This is a genomic window from Marinobacter salarius, assembly GCF_032922745.1.
Taxonomy (GTDB): Bacteria; Pseudomonadota; Gammaproteobacteria; order Pseudomonadales; family Oleiphilaceae; genus Marinobacter.
This window is the reverse complement of sequence record NZ_CP136693.1, coordinates 2,913,987-2,936,107: the sequence shown is the minus strand read 5'-3', so window position 1 is coordinate 2,936,107 and position 22,121 is coordinate 2,913,987. Positions and strand designations below refer to the sequence as shown.

Here is a 22,121-nt window from a genome sequence, read left to right as displayed (position 1 = left end):
TCCTGTGTGGATTTACCGAAACTATGGGCGCTGACGCGACGATTTTAAAGGTCTTATGGGAGATTTCAGGGTAGGAACTGTGCCCGCAAGTCAGCGCAGCCTGGACCCGCCACAGGCATTTCAAGCACCACTGCCTGGGCGGTCATAAAGGGAATACCCTTACGATGGCCATCTACCAGGAGTGTCGAGAGACTGCCAACAAAGGGCATATGGGAAACGAGCAATAACGGAGACGAAGCGGTTTCGATCAACTCGTCAAGACAGCGGCCGGGATCATCATCTGGCGTAATATAATCCTTTTCCGTCACCGGGCAATTGAGAATCTCAGATGCGATGGCAGCGGTCTGCCGGGCTCTGACCAGCGGGCTGCACCAAATAAACTCAGGGCGCCAGGGCGACTCTGCGATCTGAGCAGCGACATCCGCCACACCATGGCGGCCAAACTCTGTCAGCTCACGCTCCCGATCCAGGGTGTGCCAACCGGCCTCACCATGGCGCATGACGATCAAGTGCACAGGCTTCCCTCCGGCGAACTCAAACTCTATTGGCTGATGGTACGCGGAAGAATGAACTCCACGTCGGAATTCTGGACCGACATCATCAGGCTGTTGATCACTGCGCTGATGGAGGCACCATCGTAAAGAATCTCGTAAAGGCCCCGAACCAGGGGCATGTAAATCCCAATCGCCTCGGATTTTTCCTTAACCAGTTTCAGGGTGTAGATGCCCTCTGCCACCTGGCCCAACTCTGCAACCGCATCATCCAGCGCCTGCCCATTGCCCACGGCGTAACCGACACGGTAGTTCCTACTTTTCGGAGAGGTACAGGTAACAATAAGATCCCCTACCCCTGCCAGCCCCATAAACGTCATGGGGTTGGCACCCAGGCTGACCGCAAACCGGCTCATTTCCGCCAGCCCGCGAGTAATCAACATCGCCTTGGCATTCTCGCCCAGGTTCCGCGCTGATGCCAGCCCGGCAACGATGGCGTAGATATTCTTCAGTGCACCGGCGAGCTCTACGCCGTAAACGTCCACATTGGCGTATACCCGCAAATACTCACAACCGAGCAGTTCCTGGACCGTGCGGCGCACATCAGGGTCCTTGGCCGCGATAACGGTTGCCGTGAGGTCCTGACTGACAATCTCTCCGGCCAGATTGGGGCCGCTGAGCACACCAATGCGGGAACGCGGGATTTCTTCCTGAAGAATTTCGCTCATCAGCTTGAAGCCGTGCTCTTCGATGCCCTTGGTCAGGCTGACAACGATTTGTCCTTCGCGGAACTCAGAGCCGTTTTCACGAATAACGGAGCGAAAGGCCTTGCTGGGAATGGCAACAAAGACAATTTCAGCGTTACCGACGGCTTCTGGCAGGCTGGTGGTAGGCTGTATGTCACCCGTGAGGGCAACACCCGGCATATAGCGGCTGTTGATGCCGGTATCACGGATTTCGTCCGCCTGGGCTTCGTCCCTCATCCAGAAATGAACGGTGTGGCCATTCTCTCCGAGCACTTTGGCCATGGCAGAACCGAAACTGCCACCGCCGAGAACCGCCACATCATGGCCGGTCCGGGAAGCTTCAGTGGGCCCACGGTCATTTTTGTCAGGCATAGTCGTTCCATTTCGTTTTATGGTTCAGGCCCGGTAAACGGCCGGCAGGAATGGAGAATACTGTGACAATGACCCCGGTTCAGCCGGGCTCTTCGCATTCCAGGGCGCGCACCAGGTTCTTGAATTCTTCCCGATTACGGCTGTTCAGACCCATCAGAACACGGTGGGCCTCCAACACCTTATCCCTGACCTGTTGCTCACTTGCGCGCAGTACGGGGATTTCTTCCAGTTCTTCGATACGGGACGCAGGCTCACGAACAATGATGAAAATCTTGTCGAAACCCATGGAGGTGATGATTCGGGTTATATCGGGGTTGGTGGATATCATTGTAGGCAGGAAATTGCTGCGTTTCTGGGCAGCCATAGCAATCTTGGCAAGCAGCCCCAGGGTGGTGCTGTCGATGATCTCGGTTTCAGTAAGATCAATAACCACCGTCTTGAAGTCTGGATCCTGGGTAATGGACTCAACCAGATTGTCCAGCGTCGAACACAGGTTCAGCCGGATTTCTCCAATAAACTTCAGGACATAAATACCCTGTTTTTCAGCTTGCAGGATCTTGTAACCAGCCATTGAGTTCACTGCCACTATTTCGACGTCGGGCCACTGCTATCAGTATCGGTATCCGTTACTGATACGATGGCAATATCGTCAGGTAACTCTGTGATCTCGTCGAGATTCAGAGCCTCGCCCAGGGAAGCAATAGTGTGACTACCTCCCGAGACGAGTTCAAGTAGTGTCCTTTCCTTTTCATCAAGGCTTTTGGCCTTGATGACCTCCAGTATACCGTCTGAGAAAAGAATCAGGTGGAACGGCTTGTCCAGTGGAACTTCATAAACCTCCCACTCCGGTGTCTCGAACAGCCCCACTGGCAACCCACTGCCCTCGAGGAACTCTGTTCTGCCGCCCTCCAGGGAAAGGATCGGCATGGGAAAATGAGCTCCCACCGAATAACGAAGGCTTTTGTCGGACGTCGATATGATGCCGACGAACACCGTTACATGCTTACCCAAACCGGTATCGAGCAATTCGGAATTAATGCGCTCAAGGAAACGATCGGGATACAGGATGTCATCACTCGAGCCACGCCTGAGATTACGCTGAAGGCGGTTGGTCAGATTCTTCAGCAGCACCGTTACGAAGGCAGAGCTGGCACCATGGCCAGACACATCGGCGATATAAACCAGCACCTTGTCTTCGGATATTCGGAAGTAGTCCAGGAAATCCCCGCTGAGAAACAGGGAGGGCTTGATGAGGTGATTGATGGAAAAGCCGGAAAGCGCCTGTTCCTGGTCCGGCAACATTCTGAGCTGGACCTTACGGCCAGCGCGTTGGTCGGCGCGCAGTTCAGCAATACCGTCCCGCAAGTCCCGGTTAGCCTCTTCCAGTTCCTGACGATAAAGCTGGTTAAGCCGGTTCACACGCACCCGATCAAACAGCTTGCCAATAACGTCGTCGAGGGCGCCACGATCATCGGAACAGGGTTTAAGCACGATATCGGCTGCACCCGCTCTCAGTGCATTGACGATTTCGGACGCATCCGCGGTGGAATAGCAGGCAACGATGGGGGTGAAGGTTTCCGCGTCTTCCAGTCTACCGGCGAGCTCACCAATGGCGTCCGGTGACAGGTCGGCAAAAATGATGTCCGGGATATTATCGTCAAACAGGGAACGAGCGGAAGCCAGGTCCGGATAACCGGTGACGTAGAAGCCCCTGGCCTCAAGGTACCGCCCCAGTTCCGAACGGGCACGCTCATCCGAATCGATAATAAGAATGCGCTCGGTGCGCGATGTCATGGTGATTGCCCTAAACTACCATCGGTAAACGGGAAATTGGGTTTCTGATACCTATTTTGGCACGCCCCTGTGATATAACAAGACATGTTTGATGTTTTTGGGAGGTTGTAATCTATGAGAAGTGCCGTCAATGACCTGCTCGGGGCTTATGACAAGCTGATCATGGACCCAGTCCATGGCGGAATTCCGCTTTACCGGCATGAAATCAAGGTTATCGACCATCCCCTGTTCCAGCGCCTGCGCAACATTTGCCAGAACGACATCCTCAGCCTGGTTTTCCCGGGGGCGACCCACTCACGCTTCCTTCACAGTATTGGCGTGATGCACGTGGGCACGCGGATGTTCCGCTCGATGATCGACGCCTACCTGCGGGAACGCCAGCTTAGCGATCAGACGGACCTGAGCCTGAGCCAGCTTGATGCCATTGACTACCTGGCCAAGACCATCCGCCTGGGCTGCCTGCTGCACGACAGCGGCCATTCCAGCTTCTCCCACCAGTTCACCCAGGCGCGGCGAATTCACGATCTGATGTCGCGGCCCGACCGGTTTGATGACCTTTGGAGTGGTGTCGACTATTCGGTGTATCACAGTGAACGCCCGGAAGAACTGGAACACGAGCACTATTCCGTGAGGGTCGCCCACGAGGTGCTGTCGTCCATTGACCTTGAGACCTCCGGCCTCGATCCAAGAGACGTGATCGGCATCATGGAAACCACGGATGTGCGGCCCAGCGAGGCCTTTTGTCGTCATGCGCGCACGTTCTGGAATTTCATCGCCGGGAACGACGCGGACTCCGGTGTTCTAAGCGAGGCCGACACCCCCCGGCTGGTCATGGACCTGATGTCGTCCATAGTCTCCGGTGAAATCGACGCCGACCGGGCCGACTACATGCTTCGGGACGGATTCCACTCCTCAGTCACCATCGGTGGTTTCAACCTTGACCACCTGCTGAGCAACCTGCGCTTCGGCTGGGACGTGCGCGAGCCCTGGCTGGGCCTGGCCATCACCCAGAAGGGTCTTGGCGCCTTGGAGGACTTCGTCTACAGCCGCCACCAGATGTACCGCAAGGTCTACGCCCACAAGACGGCCCTGGGTTTCGACTGGCTGTTGCGGGAAGCGATCAACGAAGTGCTTGAAGACCCGGAAATATTCGATTGGGTGGATACCTGCCTGAGTGACATGCGCTACTTCGCAGAACTGACAGACAGCTTTTTCTGGGAGGCTTTCCGCAAAGTGGCGCGGAAGAACCCCGGCAGCTATTCGCGCTGCATTGTTGACCGGGCGAAACTGAACCACCTGGACACCCGGGAAGATCTGACCGCCGCCGGCATCGAGGATCACAGCCGTTGGCTGGCCCGGGAGCTGGACCTGGACCCGGGCGAGGTTGTGACCTGCTCCATGCGGGCACGGTTCTCCAACATCCAGGACAATTTCAACGGCATCAAGGTACTGGTGCGTGATCCGATCAACCGTGCCCGTTCCCTGCGCAAGATTACCGATATCAGCGCCTTCTTCAGCAAGTTCAGCGACGGTACCATCACCCACTTCTACGTTCGGCCAACCGTACTGACCGGCACGTAAGTTGGGTTTAGTCCGCCAGCATATGCGCGACCAGGCCACTGGCACTGTTGAACGCGCCCTCCACGCGGCCGCCGCTCAGCCAGTCCCCGGCCAGCCCGATGCGCTGGTCGCCATACCAGCGAAAGCCGGGTTGTTCCGTCGGCGAGGATTTCGCATAAAGCCACCGGTGCGAAATCCAGTCTTCAGGGCAGACAGTAACACCGGTTACCTTCTGAAACGCCTCAACCATGGCAACCGACACCTTGTCCGCCGAGGTATTCTCGTGCTCCCGGGACCATTGCGGCGTTGCATGGAGAACCCACCATTGGCCGGAATCGTCTCTGCCCGGTTTGCTGGTGTTATTCGCAATCCAGTCGAGTATCGGATTCTGGCACCGCATCCCGTCATAGGGCTGCTCCAGCGCCTGCCGAAAATAGACAGCGGTTGCCCAGCACGGCTGGATATGGCTAACGTGGCGCTGCATCTGGTCCGAGAGCGCTGTGAGCGTACTGTTGCTGAACAGATCCCGGGCCTGAGCCGGAGGTGCCGTGACGATAACCGCGTCAAAGGGACCATAAGACTCGCCGCCTGTATCGTTCAGCAGCCACTGCTGACCATGGCGAACCAGGCTATCAATGCGCGTTTGCGCCTGGACGTCTGCAGCGGTGGAAAGCCCGCGGGTGATGGCGGTCATCCGGGGAACGCCGACGTAGCGGGTCTCTTGCGGGAACGGCTCCCATTGCCCGGAGGTGGCCTGGTAACCAAACCGCCCGGGCCACGGCCTGAAACTGCCTTCGGCATAGCGGTTCAGGAAGGCGGAGAACGCAGGATTCCTGATCGTAAAGTATTGCGCCCCGATGTCCACGGAGCTACCCGCAACACGCTTTGCGGCCATGCGACCGCCCGGGCCACGGCTTTTCTCGAAGATCGTCACTTCATGGTTCTGCTCCTGAAGCAGAAGTGCTGCACTCAGGCCGGCCATGCCTGAACCAACAATGGCAATCCGGCGTATAACAGGCATCTGATCGGTTTGGTTAAACATTGTATAACGTGCATCCAAATTCGGTTGTTGGAACGTAGAACCCGTCAAGCGTCTGGTTGAGATTCTTCAACGCCCAGGCTTTGTAGGTTAAACCACGAACGAAAGGGCAATCAGGGTATGACCCGAGTGCAACACTGGCTGACAAACATTCTGAGATGGTTCGACTCCGCTGCGGGTTCGGATCACCTCGACACAAATTCGCGGGCTTTCAATTTTCTCAGGGTGGTTCCCTTTATAGCACTTCATCTGGCCTGTCTGCTGGTCATCGTCACGGGCACCAGTACCTTTGCCGTCATCTTTGCAATTGGCTTTTTCGCCGTGCGCATGTTCGCCATTACTGGCTTCTACCACCGATACTTTGCCCATAAAACGTTTAAGACCAGCCGTGTTGCGCAGTTTCTTTTTGGCGTTCTTGGCGCCAGCGCGGCCCAGCGAGGCCCGCTTTGGTGGGCCGCCCATCACCGGCACCATCACCAGCATTCGGACGATGAGAAGGACCTGCATTCGCCGCATCAAGGTGGTTTCTGGTGGTCTCATGTCGGCTGGTTCACCTGCGACGCGGGCTTTGCCATGGACGAGCGCCGTGTGAAGGATTGGCTGAAATTCCCGGAACTCCGTTTTCTTAATCGGTTTGACTCACTGGTGCCGGCGGCTGCCGCGGTCGGTATTTATGCCTTGGGTGAAGCTCTGGCGGCGTGGGCGCCCGGCCTGGGCACCAATGGTTTGCAGCTGCTGACCTGGGGCTTCTTCATATCGACGGTGTTGCTGTTCCACGCCACGGTATCCATCAATTCCCTGTCCCATGTCTGGGGAAAACGCCGTTTCGAAACGTCTGATGACAGCAGGAACAACGTCTGGCTTGCGCTCATCACCATGGGCGAAGGCTGGCACAACAACCACCATCGCTGGCCGCAATCCGTGCGCCAGGGATTCCGGTGGTACGAGGTGGATATGACCTGGTATGGACTGTGGTTACTTGCGCGCCTTGGCATCATCTGGGATATGAACCCTATTCCAGAACACATTCAGGAAGAAACCCGCCAACTGGATTCCATGAGGAGGAAACACTCATGAGTACCGCCTCTATCATCGAAATGGGCAACCAGAATTCATCCGTCCATGAAACCCTTGGGCGCTTCACGCAACTCTTCAATAACCTCTGTGCCGGAAACATGGCGGATCTGTCCAGCGTGTACAGCGAAAACGTGACGTTTACCGATCCGTTCACCAGCGTGCGGGGTATTGATGAACTGACAGAGTACTTTTCCGGTGCCTACGCCAACGTGATTTCCTGCGGCTTCGACTTCGGCGAGCCCGTGGTCAACGGCGAGGATGTGTGCATTCCCTGGGTAATGCACCTCCGGCACAAGCGTATTCGAAAGGGCAACCCTGTCGCGGTGGAAGGCATTAGTCAGTTGGTTATTCGTGAGGGGCACGTTCTCTCCCATCGGGATTATTTCGACATCGGCCAGTTGCTCTACGAGAACCTTCCGTTAATGGGTGGCGTGATCCGTTGGATAAGGAATCAGGCGGGATGAGTGAACGGCTTGGAGCAGCATCCAACATCTGGATTACCGGGGCCAGTTCAGGGATCGGCGAAGCCGTTACCCGCGCGCTGGTAGACCAGGGGCACCGTTTGGTGATCACCGGCCGGCGACAGGAGGCGTTAGACGGCTTGAGCGCGTTGGCGCCAGAGCGAGTTGTAGCAGCGCGGGCGGACACCACGAGCCGAGCGGACCTACAGGGTATTTCCTCTACCCTGGAAACCCACGGCGATCTCAACATGGCTATCCTCAACGCCGGCACCTGTGAATACCTGGAAATCGCCAACTACGACAGCGCTGTGATCGAAAACAACATCAGCACCAACGTGGTCGGCACCGCACGCTGCCTGGATATTGCTTTGCCGGCTCTGCGGCGCACCGTTGCGAAGGGCCAACCGGCGACGCTGGTGATTGTCAGCTCATCGGCGTGGTGGTTTCCCTTCGGCCGTGCCGAGGGGTACGGCGCCTCCAAGGCCGCGCTCACCTACTTTGCCCACGCGCTACGAGCGGATCTGGCGCCCGAAGGCATCGACGTGGTGGTGGTTTCGCCAGGATTTGTGAAAACGCCGCTGACCGATAGGAACGATTTTCCTATGCCGTTCCTGGTCTCAGCGGAAGACGCCGCGGGCCGTATCGTCAACGGACTGCGTAAAGGCCGGAACGAAATCGCTTTTCCGAAGCGATTCACCTGGACACTGAAAGCCCTGGGCGCCCTGCCCCAGGGGTTGATTGATCGCATGGCGGCCAGCATGAGCCACAAAAGCAGGAACGAACAGGAAACCAATGGATGAGTAACGAACGTCAACGTATTGCAGTCATTGGCGCTGGGGTCTCCGGCCTTACCACGGCCTGGCTCTTATCCGAAAAGTACGATGTTGAGCTGTTTGAAGCCGGCGACTATGCCGGAGGCCACACCAACACAGAGATGGTCACCGCCGGTGGTCGGGAATGGCCGGTCAACACCGGTTTTATCGTTTTCAATGACTGGACGTACCCCAATTTCATGAAGCTGATGGACCGATTGGGTGTTGCGTCGGAGGTCAGCGACATGAGTTTCAGTGTTGACGGTCACTCCTCCGGGCTGCAGTACAACGGCACCAGCCTGAACACCCTGTTCGCCCAACGCAGAAACCTGCTGAACCTGCCGTTTCTTCGTATGATCCAGGAGATCCTGCGTTTCAACAAAGAATCCCGGGCAGACCTGGCCGCTGGCGGCATCGCAGACACCGAAACCCTGGGCGAATACCTGAACCGCAACGGCTACTCGCGTTACTTCCGGCAATACTACATCGTACCCATGGGGGCTGCGATCTGGTCGGCGCCGGAGATTGTCCTGGAACAGTTCCCCATCCGATTCTTTCTCCAGTTTTTCAATAATCACGGCATGTTGTCGGTAGACGATCGTCCGACCTGGCGGGTCATTTCCGGCGGCTCCGCGCGCTATGTCGATGCGATGATGGAACGCCTGGGCGAACGCATACATTTGAACAGCCCGGTCAGTTCCGTCGTCCGTGAGCCGGACCATGTGGTGGTCACCGTCAATAACGAGCACCACCACTTTGACCAGGTAGTGTTTGCCTGCCACAGCGACCAGGCCCTTGGCATGATCGCCGATCCTTCCGCCGAGGAACTGGATATTCTTGGGGCCATTACCTATCAACGCAACGATGTGGTGCTGCATACCGACAGTTCGGTGTTGCCGTCCAATCGCAGGGCGTGGGCGGCGTGGAACTATTTCATACCGCAACACAGCACCGAGCCTGTGTCTGTTACCTACAACATGAACATACTGCAGAACTTCAATGAGGCACCGGAAACCTTCTGTGTCACCCTCAACCGCAGCCAGGACATTGATCCGGAGCGCATCATAAAACGCTTCAACTACGCACACCCCGTGTTCACCCTGGAGGCCGTGGCTGCCCAGAAACGCTATGACGAAATCGGTGGCCACAACCGCAGCCACTTCTGTGGCGCCTACTGGTTCAATGGCTTTCATGAGGATGGTGTGAACAGTGCGCTCCGCGTTACCCAGGCTCTGGGAGTGGAGCTGTAACCATGAACGCTGCCCTACCGGAAAACATCGTCGCCAATCAGCTTCACAGCCAATGGCTCGAGGGCACAATTCGGCATCGTCGCAAGGCACCGGTACGCCACGAATTCAGCTACAGCACCGGCATGCTGGCCCTGGACCTGCGCGAGTGGCCATCCGTTACCCATATCAGCCGCCTGTTTTCCCTGGAACGCTTCAACTGGCTGTCCCTGTACCGCCGCGACTACTTCCGACCTGAGACGGACAACCTCCTGCAGGCCGTAAGCGACCAGGTACAGCAGGCGACGGGATGGCGCCCGGACGGCGCGGTGCAACTGATTACCCATCCCCGCTATTTCGGCTATGTGTTCAATCCAGTCAGCTTCTACTTCTGCTACAACGCCGGCGACCGCCCGGATCATGGAGCCGTGCCCCGGGTCATCATCGCTCAGATCACCAATACACCCTGGAAAGATCGCCATGTGTACTGCCTCGAAACCACAGGCGCAAAACCAACCAACGCCGGCTGGCGCACTGAGCGCTTCGATTTCAGCAAACGCTTTCACGTATCGCCCTTCAACCCCATGGATCAGCATTACCAGTGGACCTTCAGTTTCCGCGGCCCTGAACTTCGAATCCACATGGGTGTGAGACAGGACGAACGCAAGCATTTTGATGCCACGTTGGTGGTCCGACGCACCCCCCTGGATCGTAAAGAACTACACAGGAGCCTTAGGCAGTTTCCACTGGAAGCGCTGAAGGTGGTGGGCGGTATTTATTGGCACGCCCTGAAGCTCAAGCTCAAAGGGGTGCCATTCTTTACCCATCCAAACAAGCTGTCTGAAAACGACCCGGCGCACCGGCGCGGCGCAGAAGACTCAGGCCAGGATGTCACCGAACCCACAGCCCAGAACAAGACAACCGGAAAGGTAAGCTCATGGAGAACCTGAACACCTCGCTTGAATCCACTGGCACTGGCCAGGCGCCGCTCACCAGCCGGTGGGCGAAAGCCCTTGTGTGTCAGCAGCTTTCGCTTCTTGAAGCGGGAACATTGACGATTCGTGAAGCCGGGGCGGAAACCCTGACCTTTGGAGACAGTGACAGCCGATTCGCTCCGGCGGAGCTGGTTATCCACGACCACAGCACCTGGAAGGACCTGCTAACGGGCGGCAGCGTGGGTGCTGCTGAAGCCTATGTCGCAGGTGACTGGTCAACGCCGGACCTGGTGGCCCTGCTGCGGTTCTTTACTCGAAACGTTGATCGGATGAACGCATTCGAGGACCGATTCAGCTGGGTCACCAAGCCGGCGCTAAAGGGCCTGCACTGGCTGAATCGCAATACGAAGGAAGGTTCCCGCAAGAACATCAGCGCCCACTACGATCTCGGTAACGACCTGTTCGAAACCTTCCTTGACCCCACTATGATGTATTCCTCCGCCATCTATCCAGGCCCAGAAGCCACGTTGGAGCAAGCGGCGGTTCACAAACTGGATACCATCTGCCGCAAACTGGACCTGCAACCGGGCGACAAGGTGATCGAAATCGGCACCGGTTGGGGTGGTTTCGCCGTGCATGCGGCCAAACATTATGGCTGTCATGTGACGACCACAACGATATCCGCCGAGCAGCTCGAACTGGCGAGGAAAAAGGTCAGCGACGAGGGCCTGGAAGCACAGGTCACCCTGCTGTTTGACGACTACCGCGACCTGGAAGGCCAATTCGACAAACTGGTTTCCATCGAAATGATTGAGGCTGTCGGCCCGCAATTTCTGGACAGCTACTTTTCTCAAATCAGCCGGTTGTTGAAACCAGATGGACTGGCTCTGGTGCAGGCCATCAATATGCCCGAGCAACGCTACAAACGCGCCCTGAAGAACGTTGATTTCATTCAACGATTTATTTTTCCAGGCAGTTTCATTCCCTCTTTGGGCGCGATGCTGGACTCCGTTCGCACGGGCTCCGACCTGGTAATGACCCACGCTGAAGATATCGGCTTCCATTACGCCCGCACACTGCGGGACTGGTGCGAGCGCTTCATGGCGAACCGGGATACGCTCGACAGCCTTGGCTACGACAAAGCCTTCCGCCGCCTGTGGCATTTCTACTTCGCCTATTGCGAAGCCGGGTTCAGTGAACGTGCCATTGGGGTTTCCCAGATCCTGTTCGCCAAGCCAGGTAACAAACGTGAGAACATCCTGAGCGTATGATCCGCAACGACACCCTGCGCAATGTCCTGAACTTCGCCCTGTTCCAGGCTGGCTGGTTCGTGTGCGTGCTCTATCCGGGCCTGCCGGCTGCCGGTTTCGTGGTCCTGCTATTGGTTTTCCATATGCTGTTTGTCAGCCAGCACCGCTCCACCGAACTGCAGTTTATCGGCGCCGGCACGGTTCTGGGCGGTGTGCTGGACGGCCTCTGGTTCCAGACCGGCATCCTTGATGATGGCACTGGCAGCGTGCAGCTCACACCGGTCTGGCTGGTCGGCATCTGGGCCATATTCATGACCACCCTGAGCCATTCCCTGTCATGGATTGGCAGCAAACCCTGGCTGCCCTTTGTGTGCGCCCCCATCGCCGGGCCTTTTGCCTACTGGTCCGCCAGCGCGCTGGGCGCCGTGCAACTTCCGAATCTCACGCTTTCCCTGGCTGCGCTGGCATTGGGCTGGCTGGTTGTGTTCCCGAGCCTTCTCTATCTTCGCAAAGCCCTCTATCCGGAGCTGATACGATGAGGACCAGTGCCCTTTTGCTCGCCTTCGCCCTGCCCCTGTCGGCCGGGGCCGCCGAGATGCGGTTTACCGGCCAGGCGACGCCGTTGAACGGCGACAACCTGCTCTATGAAGAGCGGCATGTGGTAACGGGCAAGTGCACCAATGGGCTTTTCCGACCCGCCTCCCACAACGTGACTTACGTTCGCAGTAACGGTGAGCCATTTGCTGAAAAGACACTGTCTTACGAACAATCGCCGTTGCGTCCAGCGATGACCTTCCGACAGCCGGGTTTCAATGAAGTCATGGAGATCCGCAACCGGGATGACGCGACGCTGGAAATCGAGTGGCAGACTCCGGAAGGCGACACGGAAAACTCGACGGTGGAGGTCACCCGGAAATTGGTGGCAGATGCGGGCTTCGACAATCTGGTTCGCAACCACTGGCCCGAGGTCACATCCGGCGACCGCATTGAATTCGACTTTCTGGCGCCCACACGGGGCAAAGCCTATGGCTTTGTACTGGAGCCGGCGGAGGACAACCGCATCAACGCCACGCATACGGTGCTGATAGAGCCCTCCAGCACAATCCTGAGCTTTCTGGTCGACCCGATCCTCCTGGGCTATAACGACAACGGCGCGCTGACGGACTACCTTGGGTTGACCAATATCCGCAAGGACAAGGACTCGAACTACACCGCCCATATCCGCTATGCCGTGGACACCGCTCCGGATTGTGAACTGACCCGCTGAATCCGTCCTTGCAGCCAAGGCGGACACACCAACCTGTTGTGGTAGACTTGCGGTTTCCTGACACACCCTGACAATCGCCAAAACAGCAAAACAGAAGGTTTCCGCCGATGATGTTTGTCTCATTCAACGTCAACAGTATCCGCACGCGGCTGCACCAGCTTGAGGCCGTGATTGATAGCCTGAAACCGGATTTTATCGGCCTGCAGGAAACCAAGGTGACCGACGAGGAGTTCCCGGAGGATGCCATTCGGGAGCTCGGCTACCACGTTCACTTCCACGGCCAGAAGACTCATTACGGCGTTGCGCTTCTTTCCCGCCAGCCGCCGGACAGCGTCCAGAAAGGCTACCCGTGGGACGGAGAGGATTCCCAGCGCAGGCTGATTACCGGTCATTTCACGGTGAATGGCCGAAAGCTTACGGTGATCAACGGTTATTTTCCCCAGGGCGAAAGCCGAGACCACCCGGTAAAATTTCCCGCCAAGGAAAAATTCTACGCGGACCTGATGCGCTACCTGGACGACCTGAAAGCCGCCAACGGTGAGATTGTGGTGATGGGCGATATGAACATCTCCCCCACGGACCAGGACATCGGCATCGGTGCCGACAACGCCAAGCGCTGGATCAGAACCGGTAAGTGCAGCTTTCTTCCGGAAGAGCGTGAATGGCTGGGGCAGGTCGAAAGCCGTGGTTTCACTGACGTGTTTCGACACCTTCACCCCGAGGAATCTGACACCTTCAGCTGGTTTGATTACCGCAGCAAGGGCTTTGACAGGGACCCACGCCGCGGCCTGAGGATCGACCTGATCATGGCCAGTGACCCGCTTCTGCCCAGGGCGGAAGAAGCCGGAGTCAGCTACGATATTCGCGCCATGGAGCGGCCTTCGGACCATTGTCCGGTGTGGGCCCGTTTCTCGCTTTGAACCCACCTCGCCGGGCCGCGACATGAAAAAAATGAAAACCCGCGACCGTATACTTGAGGCCAGCCTGATGCTGTTCAACAGCATCGGCGAGCCCAATGTAACCACACTATTGATTTCGGACGAATTGGAGATCAGCCCCGGCAATCTCTATTACCACTTCAAGAGCAAGGGCGATATTGTCGGGGAGCTGTTTACCAGCTATGAGCGTGAGATGCACGACCTGCTGGCGGTACCGGAAGATGCAGACATCAGCCTGGACCAGCAGAGTTTTTTCCTCCATCTGCTGTTCGAAACCGTCGCCCGCTACCGATTCCTGTATCAGGACCTTGTGAACGTCCTGTCCCGATACGAACAGCTTCAAACCCGTTTCCGGCGCATACTGAAGAAGAAAACCCATGGTTTCAGGGTCATCTGCGAAAGCTTTCGACGCCAGGGCGTCATGGAGATTACCGATGGGGAGCTGGATGCGCTCTGCGACCAGTTGACGCTTACCGCCTGCTATTGGAGCAGCTTCGACAGCCTGTCGCATCTGGATGACCGCGACTCCATGGACCCGGGTCGCGGTGTTTACCAGATGATGCACTTGCTATTGCCCTACCTGGGCCCGGATGAAAAGGAACAGATTTACCTGATGAGCCGGGACTACCTCTGACATCAGCGGCCAGAAGCGAGCATCATTCCTCTTCAGAGCGGTCCTCGGTCTGCTCCCTGAGGCGTTGGAGTTCCGCTTCCAGGGCCTGAATCCGGCGTTCCATGGCTTCGATTTCGTCCCGACGATGAATACCCAATCGACGCAACGCGCCGGACACGCGCTCATCAAACATGTTCTCGAGGCGGTCCCAGGTGCCAGTGGCCTTTTCCCGTACATCGTCCACACGGTCTTCCACAGAGCGTACGTGCTTTTCAACCACGCCGCGGGTCTTATTCTCCAACTGTTCACCTTCCTGAACCAGACGCTCAAAGAAGCGACCGGCGTCCTCCTCGGCCTTGGTGTAGGCACCGAGCCCGGCCAGCCAGATCTGCCGCGCAGACCCTTTTATTTTACCCGCCAGCTGCTCGTCGTTTTCCGGCGTGTTTTCATTTTCGTCAGACATGCAAAACCTCGGAGGCGTTGGACTCTCAATGACTCATTATTGTATTACAGCGGGCACTGAATTTCAGTCAACAGGCCAATATCTCTACGTCGGGGTTGATACCAAATGGCCTGAAAGGCCCACAGCGAGCGACTTTAGTATAAGCACACTTTCAATATGAAAAAATGTGATCAAACGAATCGCTCGCAGGCTTGAAGTGTTCAAAATATGGTCAATACTTCACTGTACCGGTGTCCCCGCTGATGCCGGTTTGTCTGGAAGTCTTTCATGGATACTACTCGCACGCCTCTGCCCGGCCACCAGTGCCGGGCTTTTTTATCTCCTGAATTAAAATTTCCCATGGCCCGGGCTCTGACAGCGGCTATGTCCTGTGGCATTATGCGGAGGCATTATATGTGACCGGCAAAAGGATCGCTTATGGACATCAGACGTATCGACGACACGATTTCAGTCTCGCCCCAGCTAACCGTCGAGGACGTTGGCGAAGCTGCAAAACTCGGCTTCAAAACCCTCGTCGCCAATCGCCCCGATGCCGAAGAGCCCGGCCAGCCGGGCATGGCCGACATTGAGGCCGCAGCCCACGCAAACGGGATGGAGTGGGTGTATCTGCCCGTCGAGTCCGGGAATATCTTTGACAACGACGTTGACCGCTTTGATGCGATGATCCGTCAGGCGGATAAGCCCGTACTTGCTTTCTGCCGCTCCGGAACCCGCTGCACTGTGCTCTGGGCATTGAGTTCGGCACGCACCGAGCCGGCCAGGGACATCGTCAACAAGGCTCGTAACGCTGGTTACGATGTTGGCGGGCTGGCGCCGCGGATGGCCCAGCAGGCAGGAAAACGTTCCTGAGCCACTTTTTCCGACCGGACACCCATCATTTCCAGGATCCAGAACCATGCCGTACAAGGGTACTGCCGATTTTCGCCATGACCATCCCGAAAAAACCGGTGTACTGATCACCAATCTGGGAACACCGGATGCTCCGACCACCTCTGCCCTGCGTCGCTATCTGGGGGAATTTCTCTGGGATCCCAGGGTGGTTGAAGTGTCGCGCCCGCTCTGGTGGCTGATACTCCACGGCATTATCCTGCGACTGCGTCCCAGCCGGTCAGCCAAAGCTTATGCTGGCGTGTGGCAACCGGAAGGGTCGCCGTTGTTGATCCACACAGCCAGGCAAGCCGAAGCGATTCGCAAACAACTGCAGGCGAAACACGGCAACAACCTTCTGGTCGGATTTGCCATGCGATATGGCAACCCGGGAATCCCCAAGGTGCTTGATGAAATGCAGGCGCAGGGGGTTCGCCGGTTGCTGGTATTGCCCCTATATCCCCAGTATTCCGCCTCAACCTCCGCCTCGACGTTCGATGCCATTGCCCATAATTTTACCCGTCGGCGCTGGCTTCCCGATCTGAGGTTTGTGTCCCACTACCCGGACTACCCACCTTACATTGAGGCTATGGCAAGCCATATCCAGGCGCACTGGGACAAGCATGGGCGCCACCAGAAACTGATCCTCTCCTATCACGGAGTTCCCCTGAAGTACCTTGAGCGCGGCGACCCGTACCACTGTGAGTGCCACAAGACTTCCCGCCTGCTGGCAGAACGGCTTGGCCTCGGAAAGGATGAATACCTGACCACCTTCCAGTCACGTTTTGGCCGGGAAGAGTGGCTGCAGCCCTATACCGACGAAACCCTTAAAGCACTGCCCCAAAAAGGCGTAACATCTATAGATGTGTTCTGCCCCGGTTTTTCAGCGGACTGCCTCGAAACCATCGAAGAGATTGACGAGGAAAACCGTGAATACTTCATGGAAGCCGGCGGCGAGGGTTTCAGCTATATTTCGGCCCTCAATGCCACACCGGGACATATCGACGCCCTGACGCAGCTGATTGAAGAAAACCTGCAGGGCTGGCAGGTGCCGCGCAATGAACCCGAAGAACTGGCAGAGAGGGTCAGGCTCGCGGAGGAACAGAGACAGGCCCAGTACCCGGGCCGGGAGCTGTGAGATGAAACTGAACTGTGACTTGGGGGAAAGCTACGGTGCCTGGCGTATGGGCCAGGACGATCAGGTGATGCCCCTTATCGATATGGCCAACGTCGCCTGCGGCTTTCACGCCGGGGACCCTTCGGTCATGCAGAAAACCGTGGCCCTGGCAGCGAAGCACGGAGTAGAGATCGGCGCCCACCCCTCTTATCACGACCTCGCCGGGTTTGGCCGCCGCTCCATCAGCCACAGCCCCGAGGAAATTCACGCCCTGATCCTCTATCAGCTTGGCGCGCTACAGGGACTATGTCGGGCCGAGGGCCTGACACTGTCTTACGTAAAACCCCACGGTGCCCTGAACAACGACATGATGCGGGACATGAGCACCCTGGAAGCCGTTATGGCCGCGATTAGAAGCTACCAGCAGGATTTGCCGCTGATGCTCCCGGTAACGGTCAAACACGAACAACACCGCAAACTGGCAGACTATGTCGGCCTTCCCATCCTACTGGAAGCCTTTGCCGACCGCGCCTACGACGATGAGGGCCAGTTGGTGTCCCGTCGCCTTCCAGGGGCCGTACATCAGTCTGCAGACAAGATCGTCAATCAGGCGGTGTCGTTCGCTAAAAACGGTGGGGTCTACAGTTCATCCGGTAACTGGCTGACATTGCCGGCCGACAGCCTGTGCGTACACGGTGACAATGAGGCAGCACTGAGTGGCATTCGGGCGATTCGCAAAGCATTGGCAACGAACTAGAAGCACTAACGAAACAGTTTGAAAGGATACGGGAAATATCAGGGAAGGAAGAGAAAGTGGCGGTGGGCCAGGGATTCGAACCCCGGGAAGGCTACTAACCTTCGGCGGTTTTCAAGACCGCTGCATTCAGCCGCTCTGCCAGCCCACCGTTTTCTCCACAGCCGTCATTGCGACAGCGGGGAGCATGATACCGGAATTCCGTTTCCTGTCAACGCCCTGGCCACATCGTCTGGCTTTTGATCTTACATTAATTCTATTTAATGGAATCCATGGGGCCGTTTTCTGTCGTAAATGATTGAAAGTTGTGTATCTGGCATTATGATGAGTGTTAGATTCAAACGGTTGTGACACACAGACGGAGAAGACAATGGAAGACAGACGATTTGGCGTCCAGCAAAACCAGGGAGCCTATTCGACCACAGAAAAAGGTCGGGCGACGGGTATCAGCGCAGATGCCATGAACGTGCTGCGCAATACCTACATGCTGCTGGGAATGACTCTGGCATTCTCCGCACTGACTGCGTTCCTGAACATGAACGGTACGCATCCCGGCTTCCTGATCACGATCGTAGGCTACATCGGCCTTCTGTTCGCGACCTACAAGCTGAAGAACAGCCCCTGGGGTATCGTAACCACGTTCGCCCTTACCGGCTTCATGGGCTTCACCCTCGGCCCGATCATCGGCCAGATGGTGGCAGCGGGCGCTTCCCAGATCGTCGCGAATGCCCTGGCTCTGACAGCGACCGCGTTTGTGGGTCTGTCGGCAACGGCCATTATCACCAAGAAGGACTTCAGCTTCCTGTCCAGCTTCCTGACAGCGGGCGCCTTCGTGCTGATCGGCGCGATGCTGCTGGCGTTCTTCATGCAGAGCTCCATCCTGCACCTGGCGGTGTCTGCTGGCTTCACCATCTTCGCTTCCATCATGATCCTGTTTGAAACCAGCCGGATCATCAACGGCGGAGAGCGCAACTACATCATCGCCACTGTTGGCCTGTATGTGGCCATCTACAACCTGTTCGTCAGCCTGCTTCACCTGATGATGGCGTTCAGTGGCGACGACTGATATCACTCTGATATCACTCTGGTGACAGGTAATTGCCAGAAAACCCCGGCCCCGGTCGGGGTTTTTTCATTCATGAGGTAAACTGTCCTCTGAACTCCAACAGGCAAACAGGCGCATATGAGCCCGCACACACCCTGCTCCTTCACCCTGGTCATTACCGGAGCGCCCTACTCCTCCCAGGCGCCACAGACAGCGCTCGCCTTCGCCAGGGCAGTGCTGGCAAACGGCCATCGAATTGACCGGGTATTCCTCTATGGCGATGGCGTTCATCTGGCATCGGCACTGACCAGCCCACCCTCGGATGAAGTGAACTGGTCGCAGGCGTGGCAGGATTTCCTCGGAAGCCACGATGTTGCCGGCTTTGCCTGTATTGCGTCGGCGCTTCGGCGGGGTATTGTGGATCAGAGCGAACAACAGCGCTACGAACTGCCCGCCAACAACCTTGCCTCAGCATTCACCATTGCCGGTCTGGGCGAGTGGGTGGACAGCGTGGCGCATTCTGATCGCGTTATCTATTTTCACAGTGGGGGTTGAGCTAGACATGGAGACGTTGGTTATCATTAGCCACGCGCCATATTGCGACTGGACCGGCCGTGAGTCGCTGGACATGGCCTTTTCCCTTGCCGCGTTTGACCAGCCGGTGACGTTGCTGTTTACCGGCGAAGGCGTGAACTGGCTTCGCAAGGCACAGCAGGCGGACGCCGTGCAGCAGAAATCGGTGGAGAAGAACCTGTCAGCTGCACCCATTTTTGGCGTTTCCGCCCTGATGGTCGATCATAAGGCCTGTGAACGGTATGGCCTCAACGAAGAGAATATGATGCCGGGCATTACCACGACAGATCTGTGTGCCGAGTTGCTCGAACACTACGCCCACGTGGTCAACCTAAGCTGAATAGCCAAACCACACACCCGGAGAGCGCATTGATGGCAACCATCCATACCCTGCACATCGTCAACAAGCGGCCGGATCACCCGGCGTTTGGAGCGTGCCTGTCGAGCATCACAGACCAGGATGGCCTGTTGTTGACGGAATCAGGTGTGCTTGCCCTCGTGGATCGTGAAGCAACGCTAAAAGGTACCGTTTATGCGTTGGCCCCTGATCTGCAGGCCAGGGCCATCATCGTCGATGGACTTGACGTACACTCGATTGATTTTGACACAATGGTGGCCCTGACCACCGAGGCAACCAGAGTGATCAGCTGGTAATGACGATTCCAACGAGAAACAACGAAGGGTTCCTGGAAGACGCTTGGGAGTGGTCACCTGACGTGGCCCGTGAAATTGCGGCGGACGACAATATCGAACTAACCGAAAATCACTGGGAAATCATCGAATTCCTGAGAAAATTTTACAAACAACATGAAATATCACCACCTTCAAACAGGTTGTTTGTAAAAGCGGTCAAGGAGGCGTTTGACGAGGAAAAAGGCAATAGCATTTACCTGATGCAGCTATTTCCCGGCACACCGGCCAAAACGGCCTGCCGCATAGCCGGCCTGCCAAGGCCGACGAACTGTCTATGAATCCTTTCGGGGCTTTCTACCGGGGTCAGACACCTCACCCAGAAAACTACTGAGGCCATTCTCGAACAGTCCTGAACCGAACCGAAGGAACTGGCGTGTAGACTCTTTCGCCGTGCTCTCCGGCAATTCCCGAAGGGTTTCTTCCACACCTTCCCGTACACCCTGCCTGACCCTGGGCTCTATCTCCCGCGACGCATCAATCAGCTCTGCCACCTTGCGATCAAGATGTGGTCGCACAATACCGAACCAGAAGCCTGCCAGCACCGAAAGTACAACGCATCCTGTTGCCAGGGCCTGTATCGCGATTGCCCATCCAAAATCCATATTGCCCTCCTGTCAGCTCATTGCGCAAGGAACCGTGTCCCAGACGCCTAGCTCAATACGTTGCTCATGATCAAAAACTGAAGCGCCCCCGCCAGGGAACCCAATATTCCCCCAACCAGCATGAGTTGAATCTCTTCCTCTCGAAATGCCGGCCGCAGGATATCCTGAAACTCTGCCGGCGCCAGCGACTTCATCTGCCCGGCCAGCACCCCGGCCACCACCGGTGCCCGTTCGCGGTTGAACGCTGGGTCCCCGAAGACATCACTGGTGGCCAGCACCGCCTTATGGTTCATGGCTTTTTTAAGTTCGGTGTACCCCGTCATACCAACAGTAACTTGGGCGCCGAGCTTCATGACCATCGAGTTGTCCAGCAGTGGCCTCAAATGCTTCTGGATAATCGCCCGTGTACGGTCCCCACGGTTGCCGTTGATCATGGCGTCAGCGACTTTCTCAACGGTGATGAGCTCCTCCGCCACCAACCTGGCCCACACGTCGCTGATCTCCGGCTGGCGTTGCAGGAACAGGCCCTGCAACCGCCAGAACAGGAAGCGCCGGGGTTTGAGCGGGCGGAAAATGAGGTTGATGGCAATCCAGTTGGTCAGGAACCCCACTGCAAAGCCACCGACCGGCAACAGCCATGGCTCGGGATAACGGACCCAGGCAGGGGCCAGTAAAGCGCCCAGCAGGCCGCCAATGATCGCACCTCGATTGATAACCGACCGCAGTTCCACCGAGCCCGCTTCCCTGAAAATCCGGTTCATCAGGTCCGGATGCGTTTTCAGCTCCCGGCTCAGCAATACCTTCAGGTCGACGAGGTCATTGAGATCATCCCCGAAGTCCTCCACCAGGGATTCTATTCTCGACGGTAGTTGTTCCCGACCCCACCGATAAATGCGGCTCTTCATGAACAGAGGGAGGTTGTCCCAAAGCACTGGTTGGATTTCATACATCACTTCATCAATGTATTCGTCCATGCGGGGGTTTACCTGGGAAATCACCTGCTCAACGATTCGTTGTGGCTCCAGCTGCTGATAGACGGCGTTCAGATCACCAAACTGCTGCAGGGTGCGGTCAATACAGATATGGGCCATCTTCTCGGCCTTGCGGGGAATCACTCCCTGCCAGCCAATAACGCCGATACCCACAAACTGGATGGGATTGAATGACATCTGAATCGCCAGCCAATTGGTAAACCAGCCGACAACAGCTGCCATGAGTGGCACAGAGAACAGTGCTACATCAACCAAGACAAACCCCAGTGTGTGATTGGCGGGCACGGTGATGAGGACGCGCCGTAATGTTGTATGACGGGTATATTACCCATCGTTCGATTCAGATTATGGAACTGATAATGAAGTAAATCGAATTACTCGACATTGGCCGTGCCGCCACAGCAACGACGATAGCGCGGCACGCATAGTACTGA

Annotated in this window: 27 protein-coding genes and 1 tRNA gene; 19 read left to right on the top strand and 9 right to left on the bottom strand. The window is 56.8% G+C overall.

Going from position 1 to position 22,121, the window contains the following annotated elements; all coding sequences use genetic code 11:
* Window positions 1-65 precede the first annotated feature (65 nt).
* The 4 genes from R1T46_RS13505 to R1T46_RS13490 form a co-directional block, all read right to left on the bottom strand.
* Window positions 66-515: a SixA phosphatase family protein gene (locus tag R1T46_RS13505; RefSeq protein ID WP_292050206.1), complete on the bottom strand. Its 450-nt coding sequence runs from the start codon at window positions 513-515 to the stop codon at window positions 66-68.
* Window positions 516-541: 26 nt separating this feature from the next.
* The gene (locus R1T46_RS13500; RefSeq protein ID WP_317305793.1) at window positions 542-1,609 is read right to left on the bottom strand and encodes an NAD(P)H-dependent glycerol-3-phosphate dehydrogenase; all 1,068 of its coding nucleotides are present in this window, start codon (window positions 1,607-1,609) and stop codon (window positions 542-544) included.
* A 79-nt stretch (window positions 1,610-1,688) separates the two neighbouring features.
* Window positions 1,689-2,180 carry an STAS domain-containing protein gene (locus R1T46_RS13495; protein ID WP_292050204.1) on the bottom strand — a complete coding sequence of 164 codons (492 nt, stop codon included), beginning with the start codon at window positions 2,178-2,180 and terminating at the stop codon, window positions 1,689-1,691.
* Window positions 2,181-2,194: 14 nt separating this feature from the next.
* Complete coding sequence (locus tag R1T46_RS13490; RefSeq protein ID WP_317305791.1) at window positions 2,195-3,403, bottom strand: PP2C family protein-serine/threonine phosphatase; 1,209 nt, start codon at window positions 3,401-3,403, stop codon at window positions 2,195-2,197.
* A gap of 114 nt (window positions 3,404-3,517) precedes the next feature.
* On the opposite strand from R1T46_RS13490, the gene R1T46_RS13485 reads away from it, so the two are divergent.
* Window positions 3,518-4,984 carry a phosphohydrolase gene (locus R1T46_RS13485; RefSeq protein WP_317305790.1) on the top strand — a complete coding sequence of 489 codons (1,467 nt, stop codon included), beginning with the start codon at window positions 3,518-3,520 and terminating at the stop codon, window positions 4,982-4,984.
* Between the two features lie 7 nt (window positions 4,985-4,991).
* On the opposite strand, the gene R1T46_RS13480 is transcribed toward R1T46_RS13485, so the two are convergent.
* Window positions 4,992-6,005 (bottom strand): NAD(P)/FAD-dependent oxidoreductase, encoded by a 1,014-nt coding sequence (locus tag R1T46_RS13480; protein WP_317305789.1) that lies wholly within the window; start codon window positions 6,003-6,005, stop codon window positions 4,992-4,994.
* Window positions 6,006-6,122: 117 nt separating this feature from the next.
* On the opposite strand from R1T46_RS13480, the gene R1T46_RS13475 reads away from it, so the two are divergent.
* From R1T46_RS13475 to R1T46_RS13430, 10 genes are all read left to right on the top strand, one after another.
* A complete protein-coding gene (locus R1T46_RS13475; protein WP_317305788.1) occupies window positions 6,123-7,079 on the top strand; it encodes an acyl-CoA desaturase in 957 nt (318 codons plus the stop codon).
* Complete coding sequence (locus R1T46_RS13470; protein ID WP_317305787.1) at window positions 7,076-7,543, top strand: nuclear transport factor 2 family protein; 468 nt, start codon at window positions 7,076-7,078, stop codon at window positions 7,541-7,543. Before R1T46_RS13475 ends, R1T46_RS13470 begins: the two co-directional genes overlap by 4 nt.
* Window positions 7,540-8,340 carry an SDR family NAD(P)-dependent oxidoreductase gene (locus R1T46_RS13465; protein WP_317305786.1) on the top strand — a complete coding sequence of 267 codons (801 nt, stop codon included), beginning with the start codon at window positions 7,540-7,542 and terminating at the stop codon, window positions 8,338-8,340. Before R1T46_RS13470 ends, R1T46_RS13465 begins: the two co-directional genes overlap by 4 nt.
* The gene (locus R1T46_RS13460; protein ID WP_317305785.1) at window positions 8,337-9,602 is read left to right on the top strand and encodes an NAD(P)/FAD-dependent oxidoreductase; all 1,266 of its coding nucleotides are present in this window, start codon (window positions 8,337-8,339) and stop codon (window positions 9,600-9,602) included. The genes R1T46_RS13465 and R1T46_RS13460 overlap by 4 nt, the downstream gene beginning before the upstream one ends.
* 2 nt (window positions 9,603-9,604) lie before the next feature.
* Window positions 9,605-10,528 carry a DUF1365 domain-containing protein gene (locus R1T46_RS13455; RefSeq protein WP_317305784.1) on the top strand — a complete coding sequence of 308 codons (924 nt, stop codon included), beginning with the start codon at window positions 9,605-9,607 and terminating at the stop codon, window positions 10,526-10,528.
* On the top strand, window positions 10,516-11,784 hold the full coding sequence (locus R1T46_RS13450) for a cyclopropane-fatty-acyl-phospholipid synthase family protein (RefSeq protein WP_317305783.1): 1,269 nt from the start codon (window positions 10,516-10,518) through the stop codon (window positions 11,782-11,784). The genes R1T46_RS13455 and R1T46_RS13450 overlap by 13 nt, the downstream gene beginning before the upstream one ends.
* Window positions 11,781-12,302 (top strand): DUF2878 domain-containing protein, encoded by a 522-nt coding sequence (locus R1T46_RS13445; protein ID WP_317305782.1) that lies wholly within the window; start codon window positions 11,781-11,783, stop codon window positions 12,300-12,302. The genes R1T46_RS13450 and R1T46_RS13445 overlap by 4 nt, the downstream gene beginning before the upstream one ends.
* Window positions 12,299-13,030 (top strand): hypothetical protein, encoded by a 732-nt coding sequence (locus R1T46_RS13440; RefSeq protein WP_317305780.1) that lies wholly within the window; start codon window positions 12,299-12,301, stop codon window positions 13,028-13,030. Before R1T46_RS13445 ends, R1T46_RS13440 begins: the two co-directional genes overlap by 4 nt.
* 107 nt (window positions 13,031-13,137) lie before the next feature.
* Complete coding sequence (gene xthA / locus R1T46_RS13435; protein ID WP_317305779.1) at window positions 13,138-13,950, top strand: exodeoxyribonuclease III; 813 nt, start codon at window positions 13,138-13,140, stop codon at window positions 13,948-13,950.
* A 22-nt stretch (window positions 13,951-13,972) separates the two neighbouring features.
* Entirely contained in the window at window positions 13,973-14,602 is a 630-nt protein-coding gene (locus R1T46_RS13430) for a TetR/AcrR family transcriptional regulator (protein WP_317305778.1), read from the top strand.
* Window positions 14,603-14,624: 22 nt separating this feature from the next.
* Here the strand turns inward: R1T46_RS13430 and R1T46_RS13425 are convergent, their stop codons facing one another.
* Entirely contained in the window at window positions 14,625-15,044 is a 420-nt protein-coding gene (locus R1T46_RS13425; RefSeq protein ID WP_292050191.1) for a phasin family protein, read from the bottom strand.
* Window positions 15,045-15,461: 417 nt separating this feature from the next.
* Here R1T46_RS13425 and R1T46_RS13420 point away from each other — a divergent pair, with 417 nt between their 5' ends.
* Genes R1T46_RS13420 through R1T46_RS13410 form a run of 3 tightly spaced genes read left to right on the top strand, consistent with a single transcriptional unit; the run spans window position 15,462 to window position 17,785 of the window.
* A complete protein-coding gene (locus R1T46_RS13420; protein WP_317305777.1) occupies window positions 15,462-15,893 on the top strand; it encodes a TIGR01244 family sulfur transferase in 432 nt (143 codons plus the stop codon).
* 46 nt (window positions 15,894-15,939) lie between these two features.
* Window positions 15,940-17,049 carry a ferrochelatase gene (gene hemH, locus R1T46_RS13415; RefSeq protein ID WP_317305776.1) on the top strand — a complete coding sequence of 370 codons (1,110 nt, stop codon included), beginning with the start codon at window positions 15,940-15,942 and terminating at the stop codon, window positions 17,047-17,049.
* A 1-nt stretch (window position 17,050) separates the two neighbouring features.
* A complete protein-coding gene (locus R1T46_RS13410) occupies window positions 17,051-17,785 on the top strand; it encodes a 5-oxoprolinase subunit PxpA (RefSeq protein ID WP_317305775.1) in 735 nt (244 codons plus the stop codon).
* Between the two features lie 57 nt (window positions 17,786-17,842).
* On the opposite strand, the gene R1T46_RS13405 is transcribed toward R1T46_RS13410, so the two are convergent.
* Window positions 17,843-17,933, bottom strand: a tRNA-Ser gene (locus tag R1T46_RS13405).
* 219 nt (window positions 17,934-18,152) lie between these two features.
* Between R1T46_RS13405 and R1T46_RS13400 the strand changes: the two genes are divergently transcribed.
* The 5 genes from R1T46_RS13400 (at window position 18,153) to R1T46_RS13380 (ending at window position 20,371) form a co-directional block, all read left to right on the top strand.
* Window positions 18,153-18,848 carry a Bax inhibitor-1/YccA family protein gene (locus tag R1T46_RS13400; protein WP_007152095.1) on the top strand — a complete coding sequence of 232 codons (696 nt, stop codon included), beginning with the start codon at window positions 18,153-18,155 and terminating at the stop codon, window positions 18,846-18,848.
* 117 nt (window positions 18,849-18,965) lie between these two features.
* On the top strand, window positions 18,966-19,382 hold the full coding sequence (tusD, locus tag R1T46_RS13395) for a sulfurtransferase complex subunit TusD (protein WP_317305774.1): 417 nt from the start codon (window positions 18,966-18,968) through the stop codon (window positions 19,380-19,382).
* A gap of 7 nt (window positions 19,383-19,389) precedes the next feature.
* A complete protein-coding gene (locus R1T46_RS13390; RefSeq protein ID WP_317305772.1) occupies window positions 19,390-19,740 on the top strand; it encodes a DsrE family protein in 351 nt (116 codons plus the stop codon).
* A 32-nt stretch (window positions 19,741-19,772) separates the two neighbouring features.
* Window positions 19,773-20,054, top strand: a complete 282-nt coding sequence (gene tusB, locus R1T46_RS13385) for a sulfurtransferase complex subunit TusB (RefSeq protein WP_317305770.1) — start codon at window positions 19,773-19,775, stop codon at window positions 20,052-20,054.
* On the top strand, window positions 20,054-20,371 hold the full coding sequence (locus R1T46_RS13380; RefSeq protein WP_317305768.1) for a TusE/DsrC/DsvC family sulfur relay protein: 318 nt from the start codon (window positions 20,054-20,056) through the stop codon (window positions 20,369-20,371). Before tusB ends, R1T46_RS13380 begins: the two co-directional genes overlap by 1 nt.
* Here the strand turns inward: R1T46_RS13380 and R1T46_RS13375 are convergent.
* Together R1T46_RS13375 and R1T46_RS13370 are read right to left on the bottom strand one after the other, a co-directional pair.
* Complete coding sequence (locus R1T46_RS13375; protein ID WP_317305767.1) at window positions 20,366-20,695, bottom strand: hypothetical protein; 330 nt, start codon at window positions 20,693-20,695, stop codon at window positions 20,366-20,368. The genes R1T46_RS13380 and R1T46_RS13375 overlap by 6 nt on opposite strands.
* A gap of 47 nt (window positions 20,696-20,742) precedes the next feature.
* Entirely contained in the window at window positions 20,743-21,909 is a 1,167-nt protein-coding gene (locus tag R1T46_RS13370) for a hypothetical protein (RefSeq protein ID WP_317305766.1), read from the bottom strand.
* Window positions 21,910-22,121 lie beyond the last annotated feature (212 nt).